Genomic DNA, 25,845 nt, shown 5'->3' with positions numbered 1-25,845 from the left:
CGGAATTTCGTGGGCGGCCGCGTGGGTGGATACCCACGGCTAACCTGTCTGCTCTACGCTGCATGCATGGATGTGTTGCAGCTAGCGTAGGCTGGCGCGCGACACCCGACCCGCACGGGCGGCCAGAATCCCGCCAATCGCACCTCCGACATGACTTTGCCACGAGATGCCCGGCGTCAGTGGCAACGCGTCGATGAACATCGTCATTCCATACGCCGCGACCACGACGAGCGCGACTGCTACCGAAAGCATGTCGCGGATATAAAGGCCGCGCCCTACAAGGTACGCGGCATAACCGAAGACCAGTCCGCTTGCGCCGATGTGTATCGTGTAAGGCGCTCCCAGTAGCCACGTACATATCCCTGCCCCAAGCATCGAGCCTATCGTGGCATTCCAGAAGTTTGAGACCTTTGGCCAGGTGCAGAGCCAGCCCAGCACAAGCAATCCGGAAGTGTTCGCAAGGATATGGCGAAAGTTTGCGTGTAGCCAGGGCGCGAACAGGATTCCCTGCAATCCGCTGATGGTGCGCGGCTCGACGCCATGACTGTCCAGGTGCAGCCATGGAAACAAAACAGACAGGAAAAAAACTATCCACATTGAACCGACGAAACTTGCAAGCAGCGAAACGCGTGTTTTTAAGTTGACACCAAGTTCCTGAAATTTGTTTTTCATCTGTAATTTGAAAACCTGGCTATTTAATTCCGTAATCCTAAGGTTTCTTTGATTCGATGGGAACATTAAGAGTCGTCTTGACCCGTTCCATCGCAACGAACGTACGGAAGCTTTTGACGTTCCCTTCAGCGAAAAAAAGCGACCTGGTCAGCGAAGTGTATTCGTCCATGTCGCGCGTACAAAAAATCAAAATGAAGTCGACGTCGCCCGTCACGTAATAACACTGCTGCACTTGTTCGCACGCTTCAAACCTCGCCTTCATCGCGTCGAGTAACTCGATTGCCTCGTTCTCAGCCTGAACGTGCGTGATTATCGTCACTCGCGCACCGAGCGCATTGGGGCTTAGGACACTGCGGTCTGCTGCAATCACACCCGCACTTCTTAGCCTCTGCAGGCGACGAGCGACCGATGGCACCGACAGGTTGATTTCCTGACCTATTTCCCTATGGGGCGTCTGATTATCCCGTTGGACGATTGCCAGAATTTTCAGGTCGAAATCGTCCAGTTCCAAATTGCGCAAGGTCGGTGGCATGAGAATTTTTATCGAAAGTCGAGCATTTTTAGATAAAGATTAAAGGTTGTCTCGCAATAAACTCTTCTTGTCAAGCGGGTTTAGGTCCTGCTGTGATATCCGGACTGCTCGCCCAAATCGATGGCGAGGTGAGTCACAGAGCAATTGCCGGCGGGTTCGAACCTGCCCCGTTCCCCGCCCGATGAAAACCGGAGCTAACAATGAAACTTCGACTGCTTGCCAGCATTGTCTCTCTCAGCGCCACTGCTATCGCTTTCGCTGGTGCGTGCATATCCGCAAATGCAGCGTCCACGCTTGCACCGGGAGTTCTGTCGGTCGGGAGCGATGAAACGCTTCCACCCTACACCTACCTTGAGCATGCAACGCCAGCTAGCTTCGACCAGAAATTTACGGGCAAGGCAGGTTAAAGGACTCTTTCGTTCGAACGACGATAAGCAAATACTCTTTCAGTATGACTATATAAACATGAAAACCAAACTGCTTTGCCGACTCCTTCTTGCTACCTCAGTCACCACGACGGCGACCTTAGCATTGGCCGATACTACGGTCAAAATCGGCCAGGTTTCTCCGTTGACAGGAGAACTGGCGCACATCGGAAAGGACGACGAGAACGGCGTTCGTCTCGCGATTGAAGACCTTAACAGCAGGAAGTTGCGGATTGGCGGACAGCAGGTGACCTTCGTTCTGGATTCACAGGATGATGCTGCGGACCCGAAGACGGCAGTGACAGTCGCTCAAAAGCTGGTCGATGACCAGGTCGCAGGGGTGGTCGGCCACGCAAACTCTGGTACGTCAATTCCGGCTTCCACGATATACGGCAATGCCGGAATCCCGATGATTACCGAGTCGGCTACTAACCCGCTGTTGACCCAGCGAGGTCTCAAGAACGTTTTTCGCATGGTCGCAAACGACGTGCGACAAGGTTCGGTAATGGGCTCCTATATGGTCCATGACCTGAAGGCGAGCAAGGTTGTCATCGTCGACGACCGGACTGCGTACGGGCAGGGGCTCGCCGACGAAATAGAAAAATCGGTCAAGTCAGATGGTGGGACGGTCGTCGGCCGGGAATTCGGCAGCGACAAGACGACAAACTGGATGGCAATTCTGACGAGCATCAAGAGTCGTCGCCCAGATGGCATTGCCTTCACTGGCGGTGACACCCAGGCTGCAGCGTTTGTTCAACAGATGCGTAGACTTGGACTCAACGTGAAGTTCATCGCCGGCGACGAGGCATGCACCCCGCAATTCATCAAACTTGCCGGTTCCACAATGACGAGTGATGTGTATTGCACGCTGGCCGGCGTTCCTCCTTCACAAATGCCGCAAGGCACGGCGTTTTTCAATCGATTTGAAAAACGGTTCAATGCACCGGTCCAGCTCTATGCGCCGTATGCCTACGACGCGGTTATGACCATAGCAGCCGCAATGCAGGCCGCCGATTCGACAGACCCGAAGGTGTATCTAGCGAAGTTGCAGTCAGTCAAAACAGACGGCGTGACAGGACCTATTCAGTTCGACACGGCAGGCGACATTCGCAATGGCGCAATTACTGTACGCCAGTTTGTGAAGGGCGAATGGACGGACAAGTCTGTCGTACGCAAGTAAGCGGAAGTGATGAGCGGTGATGCCAAGCAGCTCGTCCTAAAAAGCCCCTGTCACGAGAAATTATCTCGTTTTTGCTGATGAATTCGATTACAAATTAACCGGCGAACGCAATATTATCTCTTCATCTTGACTGGGCTTAGACCAGTCGCTTTCGATGATGAAACGCGACGCTACTGCTTCGCTGTAATACGGAGTTATCCCGATGCTTTTAACCAATCCCCGTTCGTTGCGCTCTGCTTACCCAGAGGATTTACAAGAAATTCTGAACAAAAAGGCAGCGGACGAAAGCGGCGCGTGGCTTTTCAGTTGGGACCAGATTAACCGAACGGCCACGCCGTTATGGTCCTTGCCGGATATGGCGGCCGCGCTGGGCGTGGCAAGCATCAGTCTTAAGGACGAGTCGTTTCGTTCCCCGCTTGGCAGTTTCAAGGCGTTGGGTGCGCCGATTGCATTGATGCGTCTATTGCTGCGGCAGTGGCACACCCACAATCTGAATCCGCGAGACCTTGTTGCAGGAAAATATTCCCAACTGCTTGCAAATGTAACGGTGATTAGCGCGACCGATGGAAACCACGGGAAATCGCTGGCCGCTGCTGCCCGGGATATCGGTTGCCAGTGTGTGATTGTTCTTCATGCAAACGTCAGTGCCGAGCGCGAAGAAGCAATTGCTCAGTATGGTGCGAAGATTGTCCGTATTGCGGGCGGTTACGATGAGTCAGTCGAGTACGCTGCGGAACTGGCGAAGGAAAATGGCTGGAACGTCGTGTCGGATACATCGTACGAGGGCTATGAAGCAATTCCTCGCGATGTCATGCAGGGCTATGGCGTGATTTCAAGCGAAACCATTGTCCAACTCGAGAGCAGTACCTCGCGCTCGCCTGTCACCCACGTTTTCCTTCAGGGCGGAGTCGGTGGCCTCGCTGCAGGCGTCGCAAGCTATCTTTGGGAACACTATGGTGCAGAACGGCCTCAATTTATCGTAGTCGAGCCGCAGCAGGCAGATTGCCTTTACCAGAGCGCAATTGCAGGCCACGCCACCACTGCGACCGGCACTGTCGACTCGGTGATGGCCGGGCTCGCATGCGGCGAGGCATCGCCACTCGCCTGGAAAATTCTTGAGCGTTGCGTCGACCAGTTCATGACCATCAGTGACAACGACGCCATCGATGCGATGCGAACCCTCTCGACCGGGACGGACCGCGACCCACCGCTCGTCGTGGGTGAATCTGGCGCAGCGGGCTTCGCGGGCTTGACGGTGCTGATGCGCAGCCCCGAATTCGCCACTGCCGTTGGACTTGGTGCGGATTCCCATGTGCTAGTTATCAACACCGAGGGAGCGACAGCGCCCTCAGTGTATCGCGAGCTAGTCGGAGAGTCTGCCGAAGCAGTCCTCGCACGCCAGCGTGAATGGATGAAGGCTCTGGAACACTGAACCGCCAAAAGTAACGACCAAGGAAATTCCCATGGAAACGTCCCTGCAAGAGCAGCTAAAGGGTTGGCGCCAGCAGTTGCATCGCAACCCGGAGACTGGCTTCGAAGAAGTCCAAACCTCGGAATATGTCGCAAAAATTCTCAAGACACTCCGCTACGAGGTACATCGCAATATAGGCGGAACCGGACTTGTCGCTAATCTTAAGGTCGGCGATGGAAAGCGAGTCATTGGCCTAAGAGCTGAAATGGACGCGCTCAACATCACAGAAAACGCGCCGAATCGGCCATATGCGTCGTGCACACCTGGAAAGATGCACGCGTGCGGCCATGACGGCCACATGGCGATGATTTTGGGTGCAGCGCAGCTGCTTTCCGAACGGCGGAATTTCGACGGGACTGTCCGCATTATTTTCCAACCAGCGGAAGAACATGGTCGAGGTGCCAAGGCAATGATTGCGGACGGCCTGTTTGAGCGATTCCCGGTCGACGCTATCTTCGGCGCGCACAACATGCCGGGCATGCCTGCTGGCAGTTTCTCAACACGGGCCGGTGGCATCATGGCCAGTGAAGACAACTTTGTCATTCACATCAAAGGCGTTGGGACGCACGCAGCTCGCCCCCATATGGGTGTCGACCCAATCGTTATTGCGTCGCAAATCGTCCTTGGATTGCAGACCATCATTTCGCGTAACCTTGACCCGAGTCTTTCAGCGGTCATCTCCTGCACAGAAGTCATCACTGATGGTCTTCGCAACGTAATTCCGTCCAACGTTGTCATCAAGGGCGACACGCGGAGCTACTCGCCAGACGTCCAGAGACTACTGAGTACGAGGATGCGCGAAGTCAGCGAAGGCGTTTGTCGCATGCATGGAGTCGAATGTGACTTCGAGTACACGCATGAGTTTGTCCCTACGGTGAATACACCAGAGCTCGTCGAAGTCGCCGTTACTGCTGCGGCGAATGTCGCCGGAGCCAAGAATGTTGATGCAAACGTTGCTCCGATGATGATTTCGGAAGACTTCGGTGCCTTCCTCCAAGTCGTACCCGGAAATTTCATCTTCATTGGCAACGGTATTGCTACCGATAAAGGAGGCATACCTCTGCACAATGCGCAGTACGATTTCAACGACGATATCCTGTCGGTCGGCTCGCAATATTTCGCCGAGTTAGCGCGCTTAGCATTGCTGGAACGCTAACTGGGCGCCTTGCACCGTGCAGAGTACCGTGCGAGAGCTTCGCCGTTGTCGCGGATATACAGGCCGCCTGCACCGACATGAATCGTGTATGGCGCGCCCAATAGCCATGCACAACTTCCGGCTGCGGGCATCGAGCCTATTGTGGCATCCCAAAAGTTCGTGACCTTAGGCCAGGTCCAGAGCCAGCCCAGCACAAGCAATCTCGAAGTGTTCACGAGGATGTGACGAAAGTTTGCGTGCTGCCAAGATGTGAACAGGATTCTCTGCAATCCGCTGATGAGCGCAGCTCGACGCCATGACTTTCCAGGTGCAGCCATGGAAACAAAACAGACAGGAAAAAACCTATCCACATTGAACAGACGAAACTTGCAAGCAGCGAAACGCGTGCTTTTAGTTGACACCAAGTTCCTGAATTTTGCTTTTCATCGCACCGTTGGATGAACATTTGAAGGGCATATTGGCAGCTAGTCTGCCCGAAAATATGCGGCTCGGGCCGACAACCATGACTCCGTCGAGCGGCGACGCAAGCACCCGAGACGGAGCCCTCACAAAGGCAACGAAACCCCCAGCGAACCGATGGGCTAAAAATTCTTTCTTTTGTCTATGGGTGACTTCCGTCGAACGAATTCGAATTAAAAGATAGTTTCCGTGAGCCATGGCATCCTCGGATTCAGGATGATATAAATAGTCTGTCACGCGTCGCCGAGCACGAGCCGTCCGACGTTTAGGGCCGCCCCTTTCGAATGAAGGGCTTCGGTGAGTGACCGCTAGCGCGGACGGGGAGTGACCGGTGGCGCGCTAGGGAAATCCGTACCACGGGGATGGGTCCTGAGAAAACGGACGCGCTGGCGAAGCTAGAGGCGCGGGACCCGAAATAGTCTGGCGGAGCTGGTGTAACGGCGGAAGGAACCTTCGACGATTGCGTCTAGGGGACCCGATGCTTACCTATAGATTTCAGACCAAACCTCAAAAAAGATATCTTGGTTGAGGATGGGGTTGCTATTTGAACGTTGCCTTTCGTAGGCTATTCCTTATTGAGTCACGACGACTGGTGGGTGATGGAATAGCCGAAGCAACTCGCTTGCAAACATCATTGACCGCTGCGCGGCTGCTTACCAGGGAGGACGCTATGGGCGATGCAGAGCGTTGCCACCGGCATATCTAAGGGCGAGAGCGTTGTCGCTGCGATGTGTCGAGTTTGCCCCCAAAAGCTTGTTCCCTGGTGAGCCGGCTTTTATCGTCCGCTGAGCAGGAATGCGACTGTGTAGGGCGAAGTCTAAATGGCCTTGCTACGCAGTTATGTTGCCCCACCTGAGTACGAGCCAGACCTCTCTGGAGCACCGGCTAACCTCCGCAGTCGCAGCGGTCAAGCTGCCCTGCGGCCCCGTCCATCTTCCACGATTCGCCATCGTACGCTGAAGCAGCGCACAAGCGCGTCGACTTCGTTCGAGAACCATCTATCGCCGAGGGCTGCAAATCGTAAGCGACCGGCAAACCCGCCTTGACGAATTGAATTATCGAACAGGGTCCGCTGGTTGCCAGCGATGAGGCAGTAATGTCGCGATATCGCTGGCCCTGTGGGTTGGCAGCTGTGTGAGGACGTCTTTCAGATAGGCGTGTGGTTCGTGCCCATTCAGTTGCGCTGAACGTAGCAGACTCATGATGGCTGCGGCTCGTTTTCCGGCTCGAAGTGAACCAGCGAACAACCAGTTCGACCTGCCAATAGCCCAAGGGCGTATCTGGTTCTCAACCCAGTTATTGTCGATAGGCACGTGACCATCATCGAGATAGCGGGTCAGCGCATCCCATCGTTTAAGACTGTAATCCAGCGCTTTGGCAATTGCCGAGCCTTCCGACACCAGCTTGCGCTGCGCCGTCATCCATTCGTGAAGTGCGTCGCAAACCGGTTTGGCCCGACTTTGCCGGAGGGTGTAGCGTTCCTCAGCTTGCAGTGTTACGGCATCACGCTCGATGTCGTAAAGCGCAGCGAAGAACGGCAGCGCCTGCGCGGCGATCTGACTGCTGTGATTAGTGTGCAGATCGAAGAACTTGCGTCTCGCGTGCGCCGCACATCCGATTTCAGTGATGCCCTGCTGGAATCCAGCCTTGTACCCACTGTAGTCGTCGCATACCAGTTTGCCTTGCCAGCCAGCGAGGAACGCGCGGGCATGTTCGCCTGCACGGCTGTCGGCGAAGTCGTAGACCACGGCGCGCAGTTCACTGTAATGCGTCGGCGTATATGCCCACAGATACGCGCGATGTGTCTTGCCTTTGCCCGGACTGAGCATCTGTACCGGCGTCTCATCCGCATGCAGCACACCCTGCTGCAGGATTTCCTGGTGCAGCGCGTCGACCAGCGGTTCTAGCTGCACGCCGCACGTGCCGACCCATGCGCCCAATGTCGAGCGCGGAATCGCGACGCCTGCTCGCCCAAAGATCTGCTCCTGACGGTACAGCGGAAGGTGGTCGGCGTACTTGGCAACCAGCACTGACGCCAGCAGTCCCGCGGTCGGGATGCCCTTGTCGATGACGTGCGCTGGCACCGCAGCCTGAATCAGTGTTTCGCAGTGTCTGCACACCCACTTCCCACGGATATGCCGCTCCACGGTGAACACGCCCGGCGTGTAGTCCAGCTTCTCGCTGATGTCTTCGCCGATGCGCACTCGCTCGCAGCCACACTGGCATACGGTGCTCTGCGGTTCGTGGCGAATCTCTGTGCGTGGCAATTGCGCCGGCAGCGCGGCACGCTTCGGCTGTTGGGGTAGCGGCCCGGTGGTGTCTTGTGGCTGAAGTTGCTCGAGCTCAACTTCAATGGCGGCGAGATCCGCGTCAATCGCCTCATCCAGCAGATTCATCTGATCGCGGCTGACCTGCTCGCTGCGCTTGCCGAACTGATAACGTCTGAGAATCGATATCTCGTGGGTCAACTGGTCGATCCGGGTCTGCCGGTAGCGTAGCTCCCGCTCTTTCTCACCGACCTCGCGGGTCTTCTCCTCGATCTCCCGGTCCCTGTCTTCGACGCGCGCAATCAATTGTGTGGCGAGCGCACGCAACTGTTCCGGGCTAAGAGCATTGAGGTCGGCTGGCAGGTCCATGCAGACGAGTCTGCCAGAACCCCGGAGAGCGCGAAAGCGCGACTGTTTACGTCCCTGGCGTCTTCAAATGACACGGATCACACCGTTCGCGCCGATGCGCTGCCACGGCAAACCCACTACCAGACCTTCGAGCTGTTCCTGCGTGAGCGCGTATTGCCTGGGCTCGCTACCGGCGCGCGGCCAGACGAATTGGCCCTCATTCAGCCGTCGCGCGGCCAGCCAGATGCCAATCCCATCGTGAACCAGGACCTTCAGGCGGTTGGCCCGCCGGTTGGCGAACAGGTACGCATGGTGTGGATGCGCGGCGCCGAACACGTTGATCACCCGACCCAGTGCCGTATCGAATCCGGCCCGCATGTCCAGCGGGTCAACTGCCAGCCACACCTGATCAATACGGATCATGCGAGCCACTCGCGCAGCCAGGCGGCGCATTGCGCTGCCTCTGAGGTTGGCCAGCTCACCGTTATCGACAGGTCCGCGCGACGCACCTCGACGCGAATCTCAGCTGTACGCGTGTTTCGCATCTCAAGTGGCAGCGGTACAAATTCCGGTGTCGGTGTCCGCGCCGCTGATGGGGGCGCTGTCAGGTCGCTACGGGCCACAAGCACACAATCGTTCGTTTCGGCCTGCTCGACCCAGCGTCGAAGCAGATTGGCGTTCAGCTTGTGGTGCAACGCGATAGCCGCGAGCGACACTCCCGGCCCCTGGCAAGCTGCCACAACCTGAGCCTTGAACTCGATACTGTAGCGCCGGCGTCGTCGACGGCCAGGCACTACTCCTTCTTCAATAGTGTTCACGTGTCCACCTATTTAAGTGCACACGATGCTCCCACGACTTTCAGCGCAACTCAAGATGAGATGACCGGGCGCTTACTGCAAATCGGCGCCAATGCTATATAGCGCCGGTCAATCATCTGCAATGTCCGCAGCGCTGACCCGTATGGAAAATAGTTTGATGTGAGGAGGTTGCGCTATGTCTGTAACCACATACCCAGCAATAACCTCAGCAGTGGCCAGAAGTAAAAAAAAGCCTATTTGGTTCTATCGGTCGCGGATGGGGGATGCGGTTGGGTCCCTAACAAAAAATCAGAAATTAGTTAATTTAACTGCTTGACTTGCACCGCAACAGAGCTATCACTAAGGACGGCGTGCATCTGGAGGTTGGAATGCAACACGTGGTCGGCTCGTCATCGTCTCTGGCTGGACGACTCGCGGCGCAATATGTGCGCATGTCGACGGACCATCAGGAGTATTCGACTGAAAATCAGAAGCTAGCCATTGCCGATTTCGCGGAGAAGCAAGGCATCACTGTCGTCGCGACGTACGAGGATGCGGGCAAGAGCGGAGTAACACTCAAAGGTCGGCCAGCTCTTCTTGACCTGCTTCAGGACGTCCAATCTCGCGCCAACGAGTTCAGTCTCGTTCTCGTCTATGACGTCAGTCGATGGGGACGCTTCCAGGACGTCGACGAATGCGCTCACTACGAGTACCTGTGCAGAGAGGCAGGCGTTCAGGTCGTTTATTGCGCAGAGCAATTCGCTTGGGACGGAAGTGCTTCGGCAGCCTTAATGAAAACGATTAAGCGAACGATGGCAGGTGAATATAGTCGCGAGCTTTCTCAAAAAGTGTTCGTTGGGCAATGCCGACTCGCTGAGCGCGGCTTCTGGCAAGGAGCTGCGCCAGGATACGGACTGCAACGGCTTTTGCTCGCATCAGACGGCACGGTCAAGGGACGCTTATGCGACAAGGAACGCAAAAATCTCCAGTCCGATAGGGTCATAGTGGTACCCGGAGATGAACGCGAAGTTTCGCTCGTTCGGCGAATCTATGACTGGTACGTTATTCAGGGACTAGGATGCAAGAGGATTGCGGACAGGCTGAATGTATTCGGCCTGCGCAATAACCACGGTCGCCCCTGGAATCCTCAGCAAATCACAAGCATATTGAGCAATGAAAAATATGCCGGGACCAATATCTATGGCAGGACTTCCAAAAAGCTCGGTGCGAACTGGCATAGGAACCTACCCTCTGAATGGTCGCGCGCACACGGAGCATTCCCAGCTCTCGTAGACCAGGTAACGTTTAAGGCAGCAGAAGCAATTCGGATAAACAGGACGCAGAACCTTAGCGACGACGAAATCCTGAAAAGGTTAAAGGATTTCGTCCGTTCGAGTGAGGTCGTCAGTGCAAAGGCCATCGACGATGCGTCCGGAATGCCTGGAGGAAAGACATACTGGAGGCGTTTTGGATGCATGCAGTTCGCGTACGCGCGCGTGGGGTTTGAACGTGATTACGTCGGTGCAGGGCGTGAAGTCTATCGTGCGTCTCGAGCCGCACTTCAGGGATGCATAGAAAGGACGACCGGTGCACTTAAGGCGCTGGGCCACGTCATTGAAATATCAAGAGACGAGACGACCATCCGCGTCGATGACGAACTGGTTGTCAGATTCGCAACATGCCTTGTTGTCCAGTTCGATTCTCACCGCCCTCGCTGGCGGGTGCGCTGGCCAACCTATTTCTCTCCGGACCTTCTGGTCGTACTGCGTCAGGACTCCGCGTTTGAACTGCCTCTCGATTTCTACGTCTTTCCGCGAGGTAGCTTGCCCCCCGGCTACGAATTCTCACTTTCCGTCAGGGTGGGAAGCAGCAGTCCTTTTGAAACATTCCGTTATCCGGACGAGAGTGTCCTGCTTGAATTGACAGCGCGGACTCGCATCGAGGCTTTAAATGTCAGATAACGCCTTGGCTCCAATCTCGGATATCAGTGTTAGCAGCATTCGCGTACTCAATCCGCGGAGCCGTAGCAAGCGCCAAAGACAAACGCTTCAGGAGAGCATCGCAGCGGTGGGCCTGAAAAAACCCATCACAGTAACGCCTTGCACATCACAAGAACATACGTTCGAGTTCGACCTCGTCTGCGGACAGGGACGACTTGAAGCTGTGCAGGCACTGGGGTATGGCACTATTCCCGCGAATATCATTGACCAGCCTGAAGACGAGTGTCTGGTGATGAGTCTTGTGGAAAACATCGCCAGACGCAATCACTCAACGCTTGAGCTGCTGAGAGACATCCAAAACTTACGAATGAGCGGATACTCCGACAACATCGTTGCAGAAAAAGTGGGACTCTCGCCTGCGTATCTGGAAAGCCTGATGTTTCTCCTGGACCGGGGCGAGGAAAGACTTATCACCGCCGTTGAAGCCGGAACAATGCCTATCGCTATCGCCGTCCAGATTTCACGGGCGAATGACGCCGACGTTCAGTCCGCGTTGGTTGAAGCATATGAGGAGGGAACGCTAACAGGTCCTCAATTGGCCGTCGTTCGCAGGCTACTGAGCCGTCGTTCGCGTGCGGGAGGAAAATCGTTACCCATCTACGCCGGTCCTTCCGGTCCTCGTTCACACGAATTGGCTCCGGACCAATTACGTCGGTTATACATGCGGGAAAGTGAACGTCAAAGAGTTCTAGCAAAAAGAGTTGAATTGGTGCATGCGCGTTTGTCGTTTATTGTCCATGCGCTACGTGAGCTCATGCGCGAGCGCGAATTCGTATCCCTGCTTGAGCAGGAGGGCCTTACCACTCTTCCCCGAGTCCTCGACCAACGTATCCGTGGGGAGGTTAAATCATGGATTCATTGACAGTCCAACCCCTTAAAACTACCTTCGAAACGCAGCCCGTCATTCTTCAGCTGAATACACTGGAATCGTCAAGGCAGCTTCCGAGAACAGCCACCTCTGGAAAAAAATTCCTGCAGATTCTGGCATCCATCGCGACGGTCGGCCTGGTGGAGCCGTTGATTGTCGCGCGCATTTCAAGCAGCGCAGAGGTGTTCCGTATTCTCGACGGTCGACTGCGGATTGAGGCGTTGCGTCGCTTAGGCCTTGAGAAGGCACAGTGCATCATCGCAACGGATGATGAGGCGTACACATACAATCGATACATTAGCCGACTAACCTCTGCACAGGACGCGCGGATGATAGCCAGGGCAATTGGGCAGGGTGTCTCAAGGGAACGTATCGCTCAGGTACTGGGAATTGACGTCAACACGGTCAAGCGTCGAGCCAGTCTGCTGGAAGGTATTTCGCCGGAAGCGGCGGCTTTGCTTGGGGATAAGATGTGTCCGGCGACTACATTTAGAGCGTTGAAGCTCCTCAAACCGCTGCGTCAGATTGCTGCAGTTGAGCTTATGTGCGGCCAGGGAAACTTTACGTCGTCGTTCGCGCGAGCAATTGTCGCAGCGACTCCGCCGGAGCAGCTTGAGCCGGGTTCCGACCGGAAGGTGCGGAGCGAAGTTGCGGAGCAACTCGCTACGCTGGAACGTGAACTCGCCATGCTTCAGACTGCCGTTGCCCAGACCGACGAGCGGTATGGAATCGAACATCTTCATCTCACGGTGTCAGCGGCTTACGTTGCAAAACTGATGGGAAATGGGTGCCTCAGACAATGGCTCGATGAGCATCATCCCGATTACTCGACTCAATTCGACACCATCAGCAGTGACGCACAGTCAGCGCGCTCGAGGCCCAGTACACGCGAACCCCGGTCGAAGAACTTTCGAAGGGTTGAGGCAAAGACAGCGGGGAGATAGCTGATGACGGGCAAGAGACTTGGCTGGGTGACCAGACGTTGCCGAAGCGGATGCACGATACCGCTGGTCGATGACACTGAGGCCGCTGAAGAGATTAATGAAGGCGCATGAGAAACATGGACGCATACGGTTCAATTCCCTACAACCTCGACGGCCAGGCGCGCGCGGAACTGCTGGCATATCTGGTGGTTTCTCAACTCATTGCACGAGCACGGACTGGAGAATGGTTGGTTTCTCAGCATCTTGGAGAATCGGTGCTGCTCTGGCTGTGTGCAAACGGCGCAAATTGCCCTGCGCGGGAACGAGCTGCCCTGTCGAAGCTCTCGGTCATGGTCGCGATAGAGTTTCTCCAGAAGCCGGAATGCAACGATGAAACGTGGCTCAACCAGTTGTTTGCGGGAAGTTGGCGTATCGATTACCGGCGGCCTAGTGCGCAGACGCTGCACAAAGTATGTGTCGACAAGCTGGCCAAACAGGGACTGGCCGACGGACCCTGAAACCAGGCAACACAGCCGATGACCCGGGCTGACGACGGCCCCCCTGTTGCTGCATACAGGCTGCGTCACCCTTTCTTGCCACTTCGGTCAGACGGCTTATCCATCAGCGCGAGCATGAAGGAGCACCGAAATGCAACCTAGCCGCAGCGGGCGTCAGCCCGCTCATTCGCTACAGCGCGCTGTTCAATACCTACGGATGTCAACGGACCAGCAGCAATGCTCACCGATATTTCAGCGGCAAGCTATTGCCGAATACGCTTCTGGGCGGTCAATTCGCATTATCAGGGATTACGAAGATGCAGGCATCAGTGGTCTGACGCTTCGGGCCCGGCCAGCACTTAACCAGCTTCTTATCGATGTTGCCGACCCGCAGCGCCGTTTCTCACTTGTGCTTGTCTACGACGTGAGTAGATGGGGAAGATTTCAGGATGTCGACGAATCGGCCTTTTACGAATACCTGTGCAGACGCCACGGCGTTAAAGTCGTCTATGTGGCAGAACCATTCGAAGTGGACCCTAGTCCAATGTCGCCTGTCATGAAAACGCTCAAGCGGGTAATGGCGGCCGAGTACAGCAGGGAACTGTCCCGGAAGGTGTTCCTCGGTCATTGCGTGCTTGCAGAGCGCGGGTTTCACGTCTGTGGCCGCCCGCCTTACGGGTATCAGCGAGTCCTGTACGAAGAAAAACGCGGCTCGACACGCACGCTTGAGAAATACGAATACAAAAGTATCAGGACGGACCGAGTCACGCTGATGCCAGCAGCAGCGGGACAGGTAGGTATCATCGGCAAGATTTTCGAGTGGTACGCATGGGGGAAGGCAGACTGCACACAAATCGCCAGGAGGCTCAATGATTTTGGTCTGGTCAACGGCGATAACGGGCCCTGGTTGCCCCGACACATCGCGCAGATTCTCCATAATCCCGCTTACACCGGAGTCGGCGTCTACAGTCGGACGTCATCGAAACTGGCGGGTGGTTGGCACCGAGTTCCGGAAGAACAGTGGATAACTGTTCCGAAGGCGTTCCCTGCCATCGTTGACCAGAAGACCTTCTCAGCGGTGCAGACACGCTTCGCCGACTACCGCCGCCCACCGGACCGGGACGAACTGCTCGATGGTCTAAGGATGCTCGTGCGTAAATATGGGAAGGTTAGCCAGAAGTTACTCAAGCATTACCGCCGGGCGCCCTCTGCCAGAGCGGTGGCGGCAGAGTTTGGGAGTCTCAACGCGGCATATCGCGAGATTGGCTATGCGCCAAACCTGAATCCCGAGCGCGAAGAGAATCGCGACATCGAGCGCCGCGCAGAAGCGCTTTTAGCACGCGTGACTTCCGAAGTTCTCGCCGAACGAGGCCACTTGGTGACATATGAGAAGCAGTCACTCACGCTTTGTGTCGACAACCTGATTCGATTTCAGATAGTTGCTCGTGCCCCCTGGATGGTCGATGGGAAAACTCCGTACTGGAGTGCACGGTGGCCAGACAGGTTCAATATCGACTTTTTGGTGTATTGCCGGATGCTGAGGGGTATCCGGGAATTTCTCGACTTCTTTGTCATTCCCGCCGGACGTATTCAGCCGGGTAAGTTCGCAACACTCGTGGGTCCCAACGCAGAGGATTTCAACCTGTTGCGCCATTCTGACCTGCGTATTCTGCTGGACCTGACTGACAGTGTAGGACTGACGCAGGTTGGACGTTTTTTGGAGCGTAGATGACTGCGCGTACTCGCCCGGTCATCGGTGACCAGCAGAGCGATGTATCGAAGACATCGCAATATTGCCGCTTGCCACGACTTGAACGGATGCAGGACGTGATGCGGGCGCAATGTATCCGCACAAAACGCACCGCCAACGCAATGACGCACGTCGCGGAAGAAAATCGTCGGTTACGACGACTTCTCGATGACTTGCTTCGCGACACGGGATTCATCTCGCTTCTCGACGAAGTTGGCATAAAGCGGATTCCCAGTATGCTGGTCTCTCGAATCGTCCACACAACCTCGGAAGGCGGTGCTGTCGGCGGGCGGCAGCCTGTTTCGACATTCGACGTGCCTTTGCAGGAGCAGTCAGAGAGCCGATTCGCGGCCCCTGATTGTTTGCCCGAACGCACGACGCTCTGCCTCTGCTGCATGAGTAACTTTCGACGGCGCCAGGTGCTCGAACTGATGCGGCAAACTCGTTGCTTCACGGGAGATTTCGCCTTGGCGCTTCTTGTAGCTTCACCTGCGGCAGAGCTTGTTACTCAAAGTCGAAGCGTGAGACGTGACAGCGATTACGTTGCGAGCCTGCAGCGGCAAGAACGGAAACTGCAGAAAGCGGTTTCCATTGTTGGGCTTCTCGGTCCGGAATATCCCTTAATGCTGGTTGAGCGAAGTCTGCACCTCGTGCTGGGACGTCAGCTACTCTCGCGAGCGTCAGTCAGGACCTGGCTCGCGACTCGGTCGCCTGAATACTTCACTTCGCTTATGCGATTGAGCGAAGGTCCACCACGTGCATCGCGTCGGCCCATTCGCGTCGCAGAATAGAGACCGAAAGTATCGGGTCTTTCAAACAATCTTCAAATCGACGTTTTGAGTGTGCTCGGTCACTGTTGAAATTCTCGGTATAGACTCTGTTGAAGCGTGTATGGAAGCGGCGCATAACGGTGACCTCGCCGCGGCCCGCCATTGCGGGTTTAGCGCCGCGTTTGGTGCCAGGCGACTCGAGCATGCCGACGGTCAACGGACGGACCGGAACGCTGAGCGGGATTGGGACTTTGTATGGCGGAGTTAGAGTGACCTTGGGATAAAGCTAGGTCGCCTCACTTGAGCACGAGCGGGGCTCCCCTGGAACTCCGGCTAACCTACGCAATTGCAGCGGTCAAGCTGCCCTGCGGCCGAGTCCATCTTCCACAATTCGTCGCCCTACACTGAAGCCTCGCATAAGCGCATCGACCTCGTTCGAAAACCATCTATCGCCGAGGTCCGTGAGGCGCATCTCCGGGCAGCACGGGAGAGAATCTTCGGGCTTGTAAATCGCCACCAATGCTATGTAGCCTCGGTCAATCATCTGCAACTTCCGCAGCGCCGGCTCCATGATGGGTTCTGTGCTGACTCGAATGACATAACCCATGTAATCGTAATCGCGGTTCATGCCGTGCACCTTTCTGCGATAGTGGTCTGTGAAGGCTACAAACTCTGTCTCAGGCCGAGTACCCTTGAGCGAGTTGGCGGCGTCATCGGAAAGGCCTCAGCAAAATTCGTACCTCGTATTCTAGGCAACTGCGACAGCGATGTTTTGCGGGGTAGATTGATGCCCAATCAAGGGGCAACGGCCGTTTCCACGGGTGTGCACGTTACGTCCTGCCCTACAGCAGTGACACTGACTGGAATGGAGGGAAGCCATGAATCAAAGCGAGACTGCACTGATAGTGGGCGCAGGGCACGGGTTAAGCGCTTCTCTTGCTCGACTGTTCGCGGCAGAAGGCATGAAGGTAGCGCTGGCCTCACGTGATATCAGTAAGCTGACCGATATCGTCGCTGAGACGGGCGCTTTGCCTGTGCGCTGTGATGCCAGCCGGTCGGACGAGGTGACAACACTTTTTGAGCGCGTGGATAAAGAACTGGGCTGCCCCGACCTCGTGGTCTACAACGCTAGTGGGCGCTATCGAGCAGCGATTGAAGACATCGAAGCCGATAAGCTTGAAGATTCTTTCAAGGTTACGGCGCTCGGCGGATTTCTCGTTGCGCAAGCCGCGACTGTACGCATGCTGGTTCGTGGCCGTGGCAGCATCCTCTTGACCGGGGCTACTGCGAGCGTAAAGGGGCTACCCGGGTCAACGCCATTTGCGATGGGGAAATTTGCCCTTCGGGGAATGGCGCAATGCATGGCGCGAGAGCTTGGGCCAAAGAATATTCACGTCTCTCACTTTGTTATCGACGGCGGCATAGCTAGCAGCCGTACGCAATCCGACGGCACAGGTGCAGATGACCGATGGCTGGACCCTGATGCCATTGCGAGGGAATACCTCCATATTCACCGTCAGCACCGAAGCACGTGGACGTGGGAAATCGAACTTCGACCATGGGCGGAGAAGTTTTAATGCTCCAATATAGTATTCAATAGCAGACTCACACTAGTGGGGAAGCACTGATTCAGCAGGCTATTGGCGTCGCACTCCGCTCTGCTTGCGCGACGGCCGCGTGGTCGCCGCGTTGTCCCTCGCATTCGCTGCTTACGTTTTCAGGCCAAACTGGTTCGCGACTTGTCACTTGTCCGACATAGTGAAGCAGGGTGGTCAGCAGCGCAAACGGCCTTGGCAATCCATATCAGGAGCGTCAAAGGACCGTTTCCTTCTGCAATCACCTTCCGGACCGTGCGCGTTACGAGTCTGTACGAGTTTCTGAGCGATACGGCTGTCGGCACAAGTTCGGAGTGTGGGAGCAAGGCAGGTCCGTCGTTCATGTAGCGGCGCAAATATTCGAACTGGTCATTTAGGGTTTCCACAATCGAGCTGCCGTTATCCGTTGATTCATCCGACAGGGTTGTGACCCGACTCCCGACCGAGAACGACTGCGTGACATTCTGACTCGAGTCCAGCACGTGACATCGAATATTGAAACTTGTTGTGTGCGATATTGCGTCCTTGTCGCGCCGTTCCACTTAGAAGAACGCTTTTTCCCACGGGACAGCAATGACGCCTTTCGAGCCTGCGCCACGAAACGCGTAGACCATTCGGGTATGTCGATTGAATCGAATTGGAAAGCGCCTCCAGGTGAAGTTTTCTTTTTGCAGCCCCCAAAGCCCTGCAAGCACTACGCTGAGACCAAAAAGGGTTAACAGTCCCATAAACAGTCGAGCAAAAGCGAGTTCGGTCGACCCAACATTCGGTGGGGTATCCGTCAGACAGTAGATACCTCCAGTTAGCACGAGCAGCCCTGCAATAACGACCGCAACGAACCCATACGAGAACAGGCCTGGCTGCTGGAATGCTGCGTTCGTACTCTCGAGGAATATGTCGTTCATCGAGAATACCGAAAAATCATCGCGCGGCTTCTCGCTAGCAGCTCTGTCTATCTTCAACTGACGCATCCGCTCGTCATTGGTCAGCGGGCGATTCAATTTCACCCATGCCATCCCATTTGCTTACGCTCCAAGTCCGTAATAGCCATTTAGTTCTTCCTCGAACCAAGTATATCGGTCGCCTTCTGGTTGGTTTCGAGACGGTTCCGACCAACCAATCCCCTAATATCGGATGCCTTCGAAAACATAATGACCTGTCCAGTGGCTGTTAGGCGACGTGTCAACGGACCACCTAGGCAGCAACCGACGCGGAAAAATTCAGCACCGCGACGGCGTACCGGCGTCTCATTTTAAGCTTATCTTTTCCGCATATTTGATATGCAAGGCAATTAAATTTTAATGCGGGATACATTAATTTACTAAATTTATTACACCAGCCAATCAATTAACTTTCATTTTATTTAGAGTGGTTTGCTCAATCGATTGTTTAAAATAAACCTATCAAATCACGTAATTGCCCCGTAGCCCAAATCGTCATATTATTCGCACCGCAATCAAAAAGCGAAATCCAGGGAAGGGCAATGGTTATGAGCGCACAAGAGCTATTCGCGCTAGTTTCTTCGGGGATTAGTCAGCAGGACCGCTTGCTAAAGCTGGACACCCCATTAGGGTCCAATGTTTTGCTGCCGCAACGAGCGATTGGACATTCGCGGATTGGCCGCAACTACGAATTCGCGGTTGATGTTCTGTCGCTCAAGGATACGCTCGAGCTGAAAACTCTTGTCGCCCAGCCTGTCGCCTTATGGATTCAGCAAAGCGACAAGTCGTACAGACCACACCATGGATACGTACACACGGTGCGAAGACTCGGCTCAGACGGAGACATAGCAAGCTATCAGCTCACGTTCTCCTCGTGGCTCCACTTCCTCAAATTTCGAAAGGATGCTCGGATTTTCCAGGAAGTGAGCACTGAGGACATACTTAGCACGATATTCAACGAGCACCCGCAGGCACGCGGCGCGTATCGCATGGCAGTGCGCCGGTCCACGCCGAAACGCTCCTTCAGCGTACAGTACGAAGATGATTGGAATTTTGTGCACCGACTGATGGAGGCAGAAGGGCTGTTCGGATACTTCGAGCAAGCCTCCGATGGGAAGTCGCACACCTATGTGGTCACCGACGATGTATACACCCTCACGGCAACGTCGCCTGAAGAGGTTGATTTTGCACGCGTCGGTGTGAACAGCGAGACTGATGCGTTTGTACAATGGACGGGGACGCGCACTCTGCAGAGCGCGACTTACACGACCAGCACGTTCGATTACAAATCGCCCCTCGAGCAAAAGGGAACGAGTTTTCCGACCATCGGGAATCAAGGCTCGCTTCCCGCGCAGTCGGAGGTCTACGAATACACGGGCGCGTACAGTTACCTTGAAAGTGACCGCGGCGACCAGCTTACGAAGCTGCATCTGGAGGAATGGGAATCCCGTGCAAAGCGGTTCGTCGGGATTGGTGGTGTGCGCCGCATTGATGCTGGCCAGTATTTCACGCTTTCGGGTCATCCAGAGCACGACAATGATTCGTCGCACGACCGCGAGTTTGTCGTTATCGCTGCCGACTGGTACATCGAGAACAATCTGCCCGTCGGCAACAGCCGCCCATTTCCTCACAGCCTTCAACGCCGCATTGCTGCGGCCCGCACGGATTCTGAGGCCTACGCATCCGTTCAGGGTCGCAACGCCTCCGACAGCAGCGAAGGCTTCTTCCTGGTTGAGGCTGAGGTTCAGCGCCGGAGCGTGCAATACCGTAGCCCGTTCGAGCATCACAAGCCGCATATGCAGATGCAAACGGCTACTGTCGTGGGTCCAGCGAACGAAGAGGTCTACACCGATTCGCTTAATCGTATCAAGGTCCGTATGCACTGGGACCGCCGCAACAGGGGCGACGAGAATGCCTCTTGCTGGGTGCGCGTGCTCTTCTCTGACTCCGGGAGCGGCTACGGAGGCGTGCATGTGCCGCGCATCGGCGAAGAGGTGGTTATCGCGTGGCTCGACGGCGATTGCGACCGACCGTTGGTGACAGGTCGGCTTTACAACGGTGCAACGAATCCGCACTGGCATTCGAACGGGCTATTATCGGGATACAAGTCAAAGGAATACGGCGGCGCTGGCTTCAACCAGCTTGTCATGGACGATGCTACGGGGCAAAACAGGGTCCAGCTTTACACGACGAGTGCAAACGCGGCATTGCACCTAGGGTATCTCGTAGACCATACGGGCAACCTCCGCGGCAACTACTTGGGCAGCGGGTTCGACCTCACGGCTGATTCGTTCGGTGCCGTTCGCGCTGCGCAGGGCCTGTACGTGTCGACTAACACCCGCACCGGCCTTGCAACGCAACCTCTCGACGCGCAGGAAGCTAAACAGCAGCTCCTCGGCTCCGAAAGCGTCATGGATGCACTCTCGGAAGCAAGCGGCCAGCACAAGGCTGAAAGCTTGCTGGAGGGCAAGGATGCCCTAAAGAACTTCACGGCAGCAACAGAGCATGACCTTAAAGGTGGAACGCTAGGTGGCCAGACCGGGGGCGGCGGTATTGGCAGCGCGAAGGGTTTCAAGGACCCAGTCATGCTCTTTTCGAGTCCGGCCGGCATCGCCCTGTCCAGTGAGAAGTCTGTGCACCTGTCACCGGACGAGCATCTCAATCTCGTAAGCGGTCAGAGCACCCACCTGGCAACAGGCAAGTCGTTCATCGCAAGCGTCAAGGAAAAGCTCAGTCTCTTCTCCCAGAATGCCGGAATGAAATTCTTCGCCGCGAAGGGAAAGGTAGAGTTGCAGTCGCACTCCGACAACATTGAGCTGACCGCGCAGCAGACCATAAAGATTCTATCGACCACCGCGAAGGTCGAGGTTGCGTCCGCCAAAGAAATCCTGCTTACCAGTGGAGGCGCCTACCTGCGTATCACCAACGGGAACATCGAGATTCACGCTCCGAACTCGGTTTCCGTGAAGGGAGCGACCAAGGCTTTCGCGGGACCTGACAGCACTAACTACGCGCTGCCCGACCTTCCAACCTCGTCGCCGATTCCGTTCAGCCAGAAGCTGGTCTTCCGCTCATCCGAAGACGGGACACCAGCGAGCGAAGTGAAGTACGCGCTCTACCCGTATCAAGGCGAACCGGACGGGAACGCGCAGAAGGTCCTCTCTGGCACATCAGCGGAGGACGGGGCCGCTCGTCACCTCAACCCCGAAGAAAGCGAGCATCTCACCGCACTTTATGGGCAAGGCGAATGGGAAACCGCGTGGAACCTGAACATTGACCGTGACGACGGCGGTCTCGTCTCGAGCGTCACGAACAATGCCGAATCTGGAGTTGCTTGAAATGGCAGACCAAGCCGATTACACCGTTCAACCCGGTGACACGCTGAGCGGTATTGCTGCGAAGAACAACACCACTGTCAGCCAGCTCGTCGGGCTGAACAAAATCGACAATCCGCGGCTCATCTATCCTGGCCAGCAGTTGAAGCTGAAGGCCACCGACACGGGGGCGCAGGTTGACGATTCGGAGAAATTCTTCAGCGAATTGTGGATACGGGTGTCGGACGCAAACGACAAGCCGATACCAAACCTCAAGACGACAGTGGTGACTGCGTCCGGGGAGCATGAACACGTCACAAACAAGAATGGAGACATCCCGGCGATTCATACGCTAACGCCCGACGAAAAGGTGCACGTCTACGTGTTCAAACTCGACGGCGGCAAGAAGAAGGTTGCTGAGTTGAAGCCACCGTCAGGTACACATCAAGCCATCGTGCGAAGTCCCAAGGTGAAGGTCAATATACCGCTGCGCGTCCACGAAGGCGGGGCCGACCATCAGCCGAGCGCGCCGCTACCGCTTCCGCCGGCGGAGATTCAGCATAACCGTGACACCGCCGGCAACCCAGTCGTCAACGTTGGCGTGGAATGCCCGAACAGCAACAACCTGCGCCTCGGCGCAAACATCAAGTACCGTGACTACATTCTCAAGGCCGCAGAGCGCAGCAGGATAATGCCGCAGGGCGTCGCCGCGCTCATCGAGGCGGAGGCCGGTAAGATGCCGCCTATCCACGAGCAGGTGCCGGTCATCTCAAAGAAAACCGGGAAACCTGTAATCGACAAGCACGGCAAGCCTGTCATGAGGACCATTCGGAAGCCGAATCCAGAGTGGAATCCGAGTATCGTCAATTCCATTGGGGCTGCGGGGCTGACGCAATTCCTTCCTGCGGCGTGGAAAGAGGTTGCGCATTATCCCGACTCTGTACTGCATCAGCGCTGCACAGAGTTGGCGGCTCAACAGGGCGTCCATCACCTCTCGGAGTCGCAGATTCTTCATCTGCGGCTCAACGCGGAACTATCCATCATCACAGCCGCAGACTACGCTGCGCATAACATCCAGGTTTTTGGAAATGCGGGATTTCACGTCGATGCCATTACCGGGCCAAACCGTGCAAAGCTCGGATATTTCCTCCACCACGAGGGCACTTATGGCGCGACGCGCATCGTCCGTCGCACACTCGATGCTGACACCGCATATGACCTTCTGTGCACCCAGCTAAAATCTTCCGGCTCCGACGGCACCGCTGAGGCCGACGCTTATATGGCCGCCAACAATGTCCATGGGGCCGCCGCGTACCGGAAGTGGATTTTTGATTACGTCGACAAAAAGATTAACCCGAAGTATTTCGCTTGTGACCCGAGTAAAATCGAGGAGCCAATCCTGATGGATAAAATCGAATCTATGCTGCTATGAGCCAACGTCTAATGAAAAAAGCCGCCACCACTGCGGTAATTCTCGTGAGCCTGTTTTGTGCCACCGCGCAGGCTGAACAACAGTCGTACAGGTGCTCTGCAACGAAAAACACGGTCAATCACATTCTTCACATCAAGATTGACGGAGACAAGTTGGGCGCATGGACCTATATCGCGGCAACCCCTGGCGGAGACAGTTCGACCACATGCTCCGTCGCATCCACAGACGGTCGGGAAACGGATTCGGTCGGGGTACAGTCGTACTCCACTTCCGCCGGTAAGGTCACCGTGACGAAAACGGGCGATTCCTTCGTTTTTGATTTTTCGAGTCTGGAGATTTCGCAGGTCTGCGGCCAGTCCTCCGCGATGGCAAAGCACATCACCATCACGCCTGGCTCAAAGCGTTGCACAAATGTGGCGAATGCGACTTGAGCAAGTCGTTCAGGCTTCAGACGCCTTGTTATGAGGCTTGCGTTAGAAGCACGTTGGATATTAGTCGCAGGCAGAGCCGTCGAGCTGGTAGGCCACACATTAGCCTACAGAAACGCGTCTGGTTTATTTCGTCAGATAGCCTCTGACGTTTCGCGCGCATGGCTTTCCGTCATTTCTTGAACCTGAACTGCTTACCTTGCCGGATGCAGTCTTGAGGCGCGAACGGAGACAGGAAATGCATAGAAAGATGATTGTTCAGGGCGACAAGACCACCAAGAATGGTGTCGTCACAACTGGAGACCCAACGATGACCTGCGGCGGAAAACCTCTGGCCTTCGTAGGTGCCGAGGTGAGTTGTCCCGCTTGCAATTCGACGGGAAAAATTGCGAACGTGATGCCTTATATGCCGATGACGTTTTGCGGCGGCAAGCAGGTCGCGCTCGAAGATGACATTTGCCTATGTAAATGTGACCCGGCTCCCAAACTTATAGCCTCGCAGTCGGACATGGTGATGACCATGTAATCCGAGGTGCCGACAAGTACCGCTTCCGCATACAAACGTGGGGTTCGATTTAGTGCGCAAGTGTCGTTGCGCGAGACCATCGCGTTGTGCGCAATTTTACCGTGGCACAGGCGGCCTTGGTTGCAGCACATGAGGAGCAAATGACTTTCTCCGACTAGGGCACGTTTTACGTACGCGGTCAGTCGTTGGGAATTGCTTATTTCCTGTCCATCGGCCGCCGGCCGAGTGCTTGGTGGGCAGAGCTGGTGGCACGGATGTTTCTCCACCGCAGCATCCAGACGGACAAGGGGCATTGGCGCCCATGGTCCCGGCGACGCACCGGGCTGCAGTCGTCGACCGTTACCAGATAAAGATGCGATTGCGACTTCCGTTATCTTGATAGGCATCAAATTAAATGCAACGTCTCGCGACGATTAGCATATAGAAAAATTGAGCCGGACGCTTGCTCCGCGCAAACTAAAAAAAACGAATATCGAGATAGCAAAGGGGCCTTATGAGTTTGTTTGAAGGTTTAAATCGTTCTATTTCTCTCATTTGCTGGCCTGTCGTCAGAAGCACTCGAGTGCTCGCAGGAAGTGAGAGAGGTCAGGAATTTATGGAAGCACTGGTGCCTCATTGGCGTTGGCTAGGCGGCATAGTATCGGCGGGGGAAAAGCTCCTCACACTGCTGACCTTCCTATATTTGATGTTCGCGTTGATGATGATGCTGTCAGTCTTAGCGTTTTATCGCAACAGCGCCCACGTCGTACAGCTGCTATCAACCTGGATTTTTCTTTACGCGGCGTCATTCGTCCTTGAGCTAGTTGCAAGCGCAATAAGGTTTTGCGAATCGCCAGCGGGTCGCGCCTTAGCGGCGGGCCATAGGGCTGAGCGCATTGTGAAAAGTCTCGTTGCGAAAATCGCGAGAGCTACAACCGGCCGGGATTTTCACAACCTTCTCGTTGTCGTTAATAAAGGCGCAGCGTCCGAGTTCTCGCTGGAGATGGACCATGTGTTGGTGACCGAGCGAAACGTCTTTATCCTCGAGACCAAGTACAAAAGCGGAACCGTATATGTGAGTCCAGACGCATCGGAATGGAGAGTTCAAAGCCGCCACGGTGAATCGAGCATGCGAAACGCACTGCTTCAGGTGAAAAACACGTGCAGGCAGTTCGAACGTTTTGTGGCGCCGGGTGTTGCACCTATTCCCGTTGTCGTCATCATCTCAGACATCGGAGTAACTATAGATGGTGGAATCTCGAACGTTGTCACCCTCGAGGATTTGCCTGCTGTGATAGCGGCATTCGACCGTAAGTTCAGCACGCGTACCCTCGATTCGGCGGCCCTTTGTAACGCGCTTCTGTCGAAGGTAGATAGCTCGGTACAAGCGCGACGTCGTCACAAAGCGTGGGCGAATTCGGCCAAAACACGTGCACAGGATGAATCCATCACTGGCCGCGCATCATTCTAAGCGCGGTCATCCAGTGGTCGGAGTGCATGGGTGCGGGTCAGTCG

General features: G+C 55.5%; 23 protein-coding genes. 16 read left to right on the top strand and 7 right to left on the bottom strand.

Annotation, left to right across the window (positions count from 1 at the left end; translation table 11 throughout):
• Positions 1-81 precede the first annotated feature (81 nt).
• Together BLS41_RS22910 and BLS41_RS22905 are read right to left on the bottom strand one after the other, a co-directional pair.
• Positions 82-672, bottom strand: a complete 591-nt coding sequence (locus tag BLS41_RS22910; protein WP_074768976.1) for a rhomboid family intramembrane serine protease — start codon at positions 670-672, stop codon at positions 82-84.
• A 37-nt stretch (positions 673-709) separates the two neighbouring features.
• Complete coding sequence (locus BLS41_RS22905) at positions 710-1,204, bottom strand: Lrp/AsnC family transcriptional regulator (RefSeq protein WP_074768974.1); 495 nt, start codon at positions 1,202-1,204, stop codon at positions 710-712.
• Between the two features lie 200 nt (positions 1,205-1,404).
• Here BLS41_RS22905 and BLS41_RS38565 point away from each other — a divergent pair, with 200 nt between their 5' ends.
• From BLS41_RS38565 to BLS41_RS22890, 4 genes are all read left to right on the top strand, one after another.
• The gene (locus tag BLS41_RS38565) at positions 1,405-1,611 is read left to right on the top strand and encodes a hypothetical protein (protein ID WP_143026345.1); all 207 of its coding nucleotides are present in this window, start codon (positions 1,405-1,407) and stop codon (positions 1,609-1,611) included.
• A 58-nt stretch (positions 1,612-1,669) separates the two neighbouring features.
• The gene (locus BLS41_RS22900) at positions 1,670-2,809 is read left to right on the top strand and encodes a branched-chain amino acid ABC transporter substrate-binding protein (RefSeq protein ID WP_074771126.1); all 1,140 of its coding nucleotides are present in this window, start codon (positions 1,670-1,672) and stop codon (positions 2,807-2,809) included.
• A gap of 202 nt (positions 2,810-3,011) precedes the next feature.
• Positions 3,012-4,241, top strand: a complete 1,230-nt coding sequence (locus BLS41_RS22895) for a diaminopropionate ammonia-lyase (protein WP_074768972.1) — start codon at positions 3,012-3,014, stop codon at positions 4,239-4,241.
• A 31-nt stretch (positions 4,242-4,272) separates the two neighbouring features.
• A complete protein-coding gene (locus BLS41_RS22890; RefSeq protein ID WP_074768970.1) occupies positions 4,273-5,436 on the top strand; it encodes a M20 aminoacylase family protein in 1,164 nt (387 codons plus the stop codon).
• 1,514 nt (positions 5,437-6,950) lie between these two features.
• On the opposite strand, the gene tnpC is transcribed toward BLS41_RS22890, so the two are convergent.
• The 3 genes from tnpC to tnpA all read right to left on the bottom strand — a co-directional run bounded on the left by tnpC (position 6,951) and on the right by tnpA (position 9,304).
• The gene (gene tnpC, locus BLS41_RS22885; RefSeq protein WP_074762619.1) at positions 6,951-8,531 is read right to left on the bottom strand and encodes an IS66 family transposase; all 1,581 of its coding nucleotides are present in this window, start codon (positions 8,529-8,531) and stop codon (positions 6,951-6,953) included.
• 63 nt (positions 8,532-8,594) lie between these two features.
• On the bottom strand, positions 8,595-8,933 hold the full coding sequence (gene tnpB, locus BLS41_RS22880) for an IS66 family insertion sequence element accessory protein TnpB (protein WP_074762618.1): 339 nt from the start codon (positions 8,931-8,933) through the stop codon (positions 8,595-8,597).
• On the bottom strand, positions 8,930-9,304 hold the full coding sequence (gene tnpA / locus BLS41_RS22875) for an IS66-like element accessory protein TnpA (protein WP_083379920.1): 375 nt from the start codon (positions 9,302-9,304) through the stop codon (positions 8,930-8,932). Before tnpA ends, tnpB begins: the two co-directional genes overlap by 4 nt.
• A 392-nt stretch (positions 9,305-9,696) precedes the next feature.
• On the opposite strand from tnpA, the gene BLS41_RS22870 reads away from it, so the two are divergent.
• From BLS41_RS22870 to BLS41_RS38560, 6 genes are all read left to right on the top strand, one after another.
• Positions 9,697-11,268, top strand: a complete 1,572-nt coding sequence (locus BLS41_RS22870; RefSeq protein WP_074768968.1) for a recombinase family protein — start codon at positions 9,697-9,699, stop codon at positions 11,266-11,268.
• On the top strand, positions 11,258-12,169 hold the full coding sequence (locus BLS41_RS22865; RefSeq protein ID WP_074768966.1) for a ParB/RepB/Spo0J family partition protein: 912 nt from the start codon (positions 11,258-11,260) through the stop codon (positions 12,167-12,169). Before BLS41_RS22870 ends, BLS41_RS22865 begins: the two co-directional genes overlap by 11 nt.
• Positions 12,157-13,119 carry a plasmid partitioning protein RepB C-terminal domain-containing protein gene (locus BLS41_RS22860; protein WP_074768964.1) on the top strand — a complete coding sequence of 321 codons (963 nt, stop codon included), beginning with the start codon at positions 12,157-12,159 and terminating at the stop codon, positions 13,117-13,119. Before BLS41_RS22865 ends, BLS41_RS22860 begins: the two co-directional genes overlap by 13 nt.
• A 116-nt stretch (positions 13,120-13,235) precedes the next feature.
• Positions 13,236-13,616, top strand: a complete 381-nt coding sequence (locus BLS41_RS22855; protein ID WP_143026344.1) for a hypothetical protein — start codon at positions 13,236-13,238, stop codon at positions 13,614-13,616.
• Positions 13,617-13,746: 130 nt separating this feature from the next.
• Positions 13,747-15,327: a recombinase family protein gene (locus BLS41_RS22850; RefSeq protein ID WP_074768960.1), complete on the top strand. Its 1,581-nt coding sequence runs from the start codon at positions 13,747-13,749 to the stop codon at positions 15,325-15,327.
• The gene (locus BLS41_RS38560; RefSeq protein ID WP_143026343.1) at positions 15,324-16,136 is read left to right on the top strand and encodes a hypothetical protein; all 813 of its coding nucleotides are present in this window, start codon (positions 15,324-15,326) and stop codon (positions 16,134-16,136) included. Before BLS41_RS22850 ends, BLS41_RS38560 begins: the two co-directional genes overlap by 4 nt.
• Before the next feature lie 334 nt (positions 16,137-16,470).
• Here BLS41_RS38560 and BLS41_RS22845 read toward each other — a convergent pair whose 3' ends face one another.
• Positions 16,471-16,743, bottom strand: a complete 273-nt coding sequence (locus BLS41_RS22845; protein WP_074768958.1) for a hypothetical protein — start codon at positions 16,741-16,743, stop codon at positions 16,471-16,473.
• 250 nt (positions 16,744-16,993) lie between these two features.
• Between BLS41_RS22845 and BLS41_RS22840 the strand changes: the two genes are divergently transcribed.
• Entirely contained in the window at positions 16,994-17,692 is a 699-nt protein-coding gene (locus tag BLS41_RS22840; protein WP_074768956.1) for an SDR family NAD(P)-dependent oxidoreductase, read from the top strand.
• A gap of 560 nt (positions 17,693-18,252) precedes the next feature.
• Here the strand turns inward: BLS41_RS22840 and BLS41_RS22835 are convergent.
• Positions 18,253-18,726: a hypothetical protein gene (locus BLS41_RS22835; RefSeq protein ID WP_074768954.1), complete on the bottom strand. Its 474-nt coding sequence runs from the start codon at positions 18,724-18,726 to the stop codon at positions 18,253-18,255.
• Positions 18,727-19,199: 473 nt separating this feature from the next.
• Between BLS41_RS22835 and BLS41_RS22830 the strand changes: the two genes are divergently transcribed.
• The 5 genes from BLS41_RS22830 (at position 19,200) to BLS41_RS22810 (ending at position 25,801) form a co-directional block, all read left to right on the top strand.
• Positions 19,200-21,989, top strand: coding sequence for a type VI secretion system Vgr family protein (locus BLS41_RS22830; protein WP_074768952.1), 2,790 nt, complete (start codon positions 19,200-19,202; stop codon positions 21,987-21,989).
• Position 21,990: 1 nt separating this feature from the next.
• Positions 21,991-23,397 carry a LysM peptidoglycan-binding domain-containing protein gene (locus tag BLS41_RS22825; RefSeq protein ID WP_074768950.1) on the top strand — a complete coding sequence of 469 codons (1,407 nt, stop codon included), beginning with the start codon at positions 21,991-21,993 and terminating at the stop codon, positions 23,395-23,397.
• 11 nt (positions 23,398-23,408) lie between these two features.
• On the top strand, positions 23,409-23,828 hold the full coding sequence (locus BLS41_RS22820; RefSeq protein ID WP_143026342.1) for a hypothetical protein: 420 nt from the start codon (positions 23,409-23,411) through the stop codon (positions 23,826-23,828).
• Between the two features lie 235 nt (positions 23,829-24,063).
• Positions 24,064-24,351, top strand: coding sequence for a PAAR domain-containing protein (locus BLS41_RS22815; protein ID WP_074768946.1), 288 nt, complete (start codon positions 24,064-24,066; stop codon positions 24,349-24,351).
• A gap of 595 nt (positions 24,352-24,946) precedes the next feature.
• Positions 24,947-25,801, top strand: a complete 855-nt coding sequence (locus BLS41_RS22810) for a nuclease-related domain-containing protein (protein ID WP_074768944.1) — start codon at positions 24,947-24,949, stop codon at positions 25,799-25,801.
• Positions 25,802-25,845 lie beyond the last annotated feature (44 nt).

The organism is Paraburkholderia fungorum (genome assembly GCF_900099835.1).
Lineage (GTDB): Bacteria > Pseudomonadota > Gammaproteobacteria > Burkholderiales > Burkholderiaceae > Paraburkholderia > Paraburkholderia fungorum_A.
This window is presented reverse-complemented; position numbering and strand designations above follow the sequence as displayed.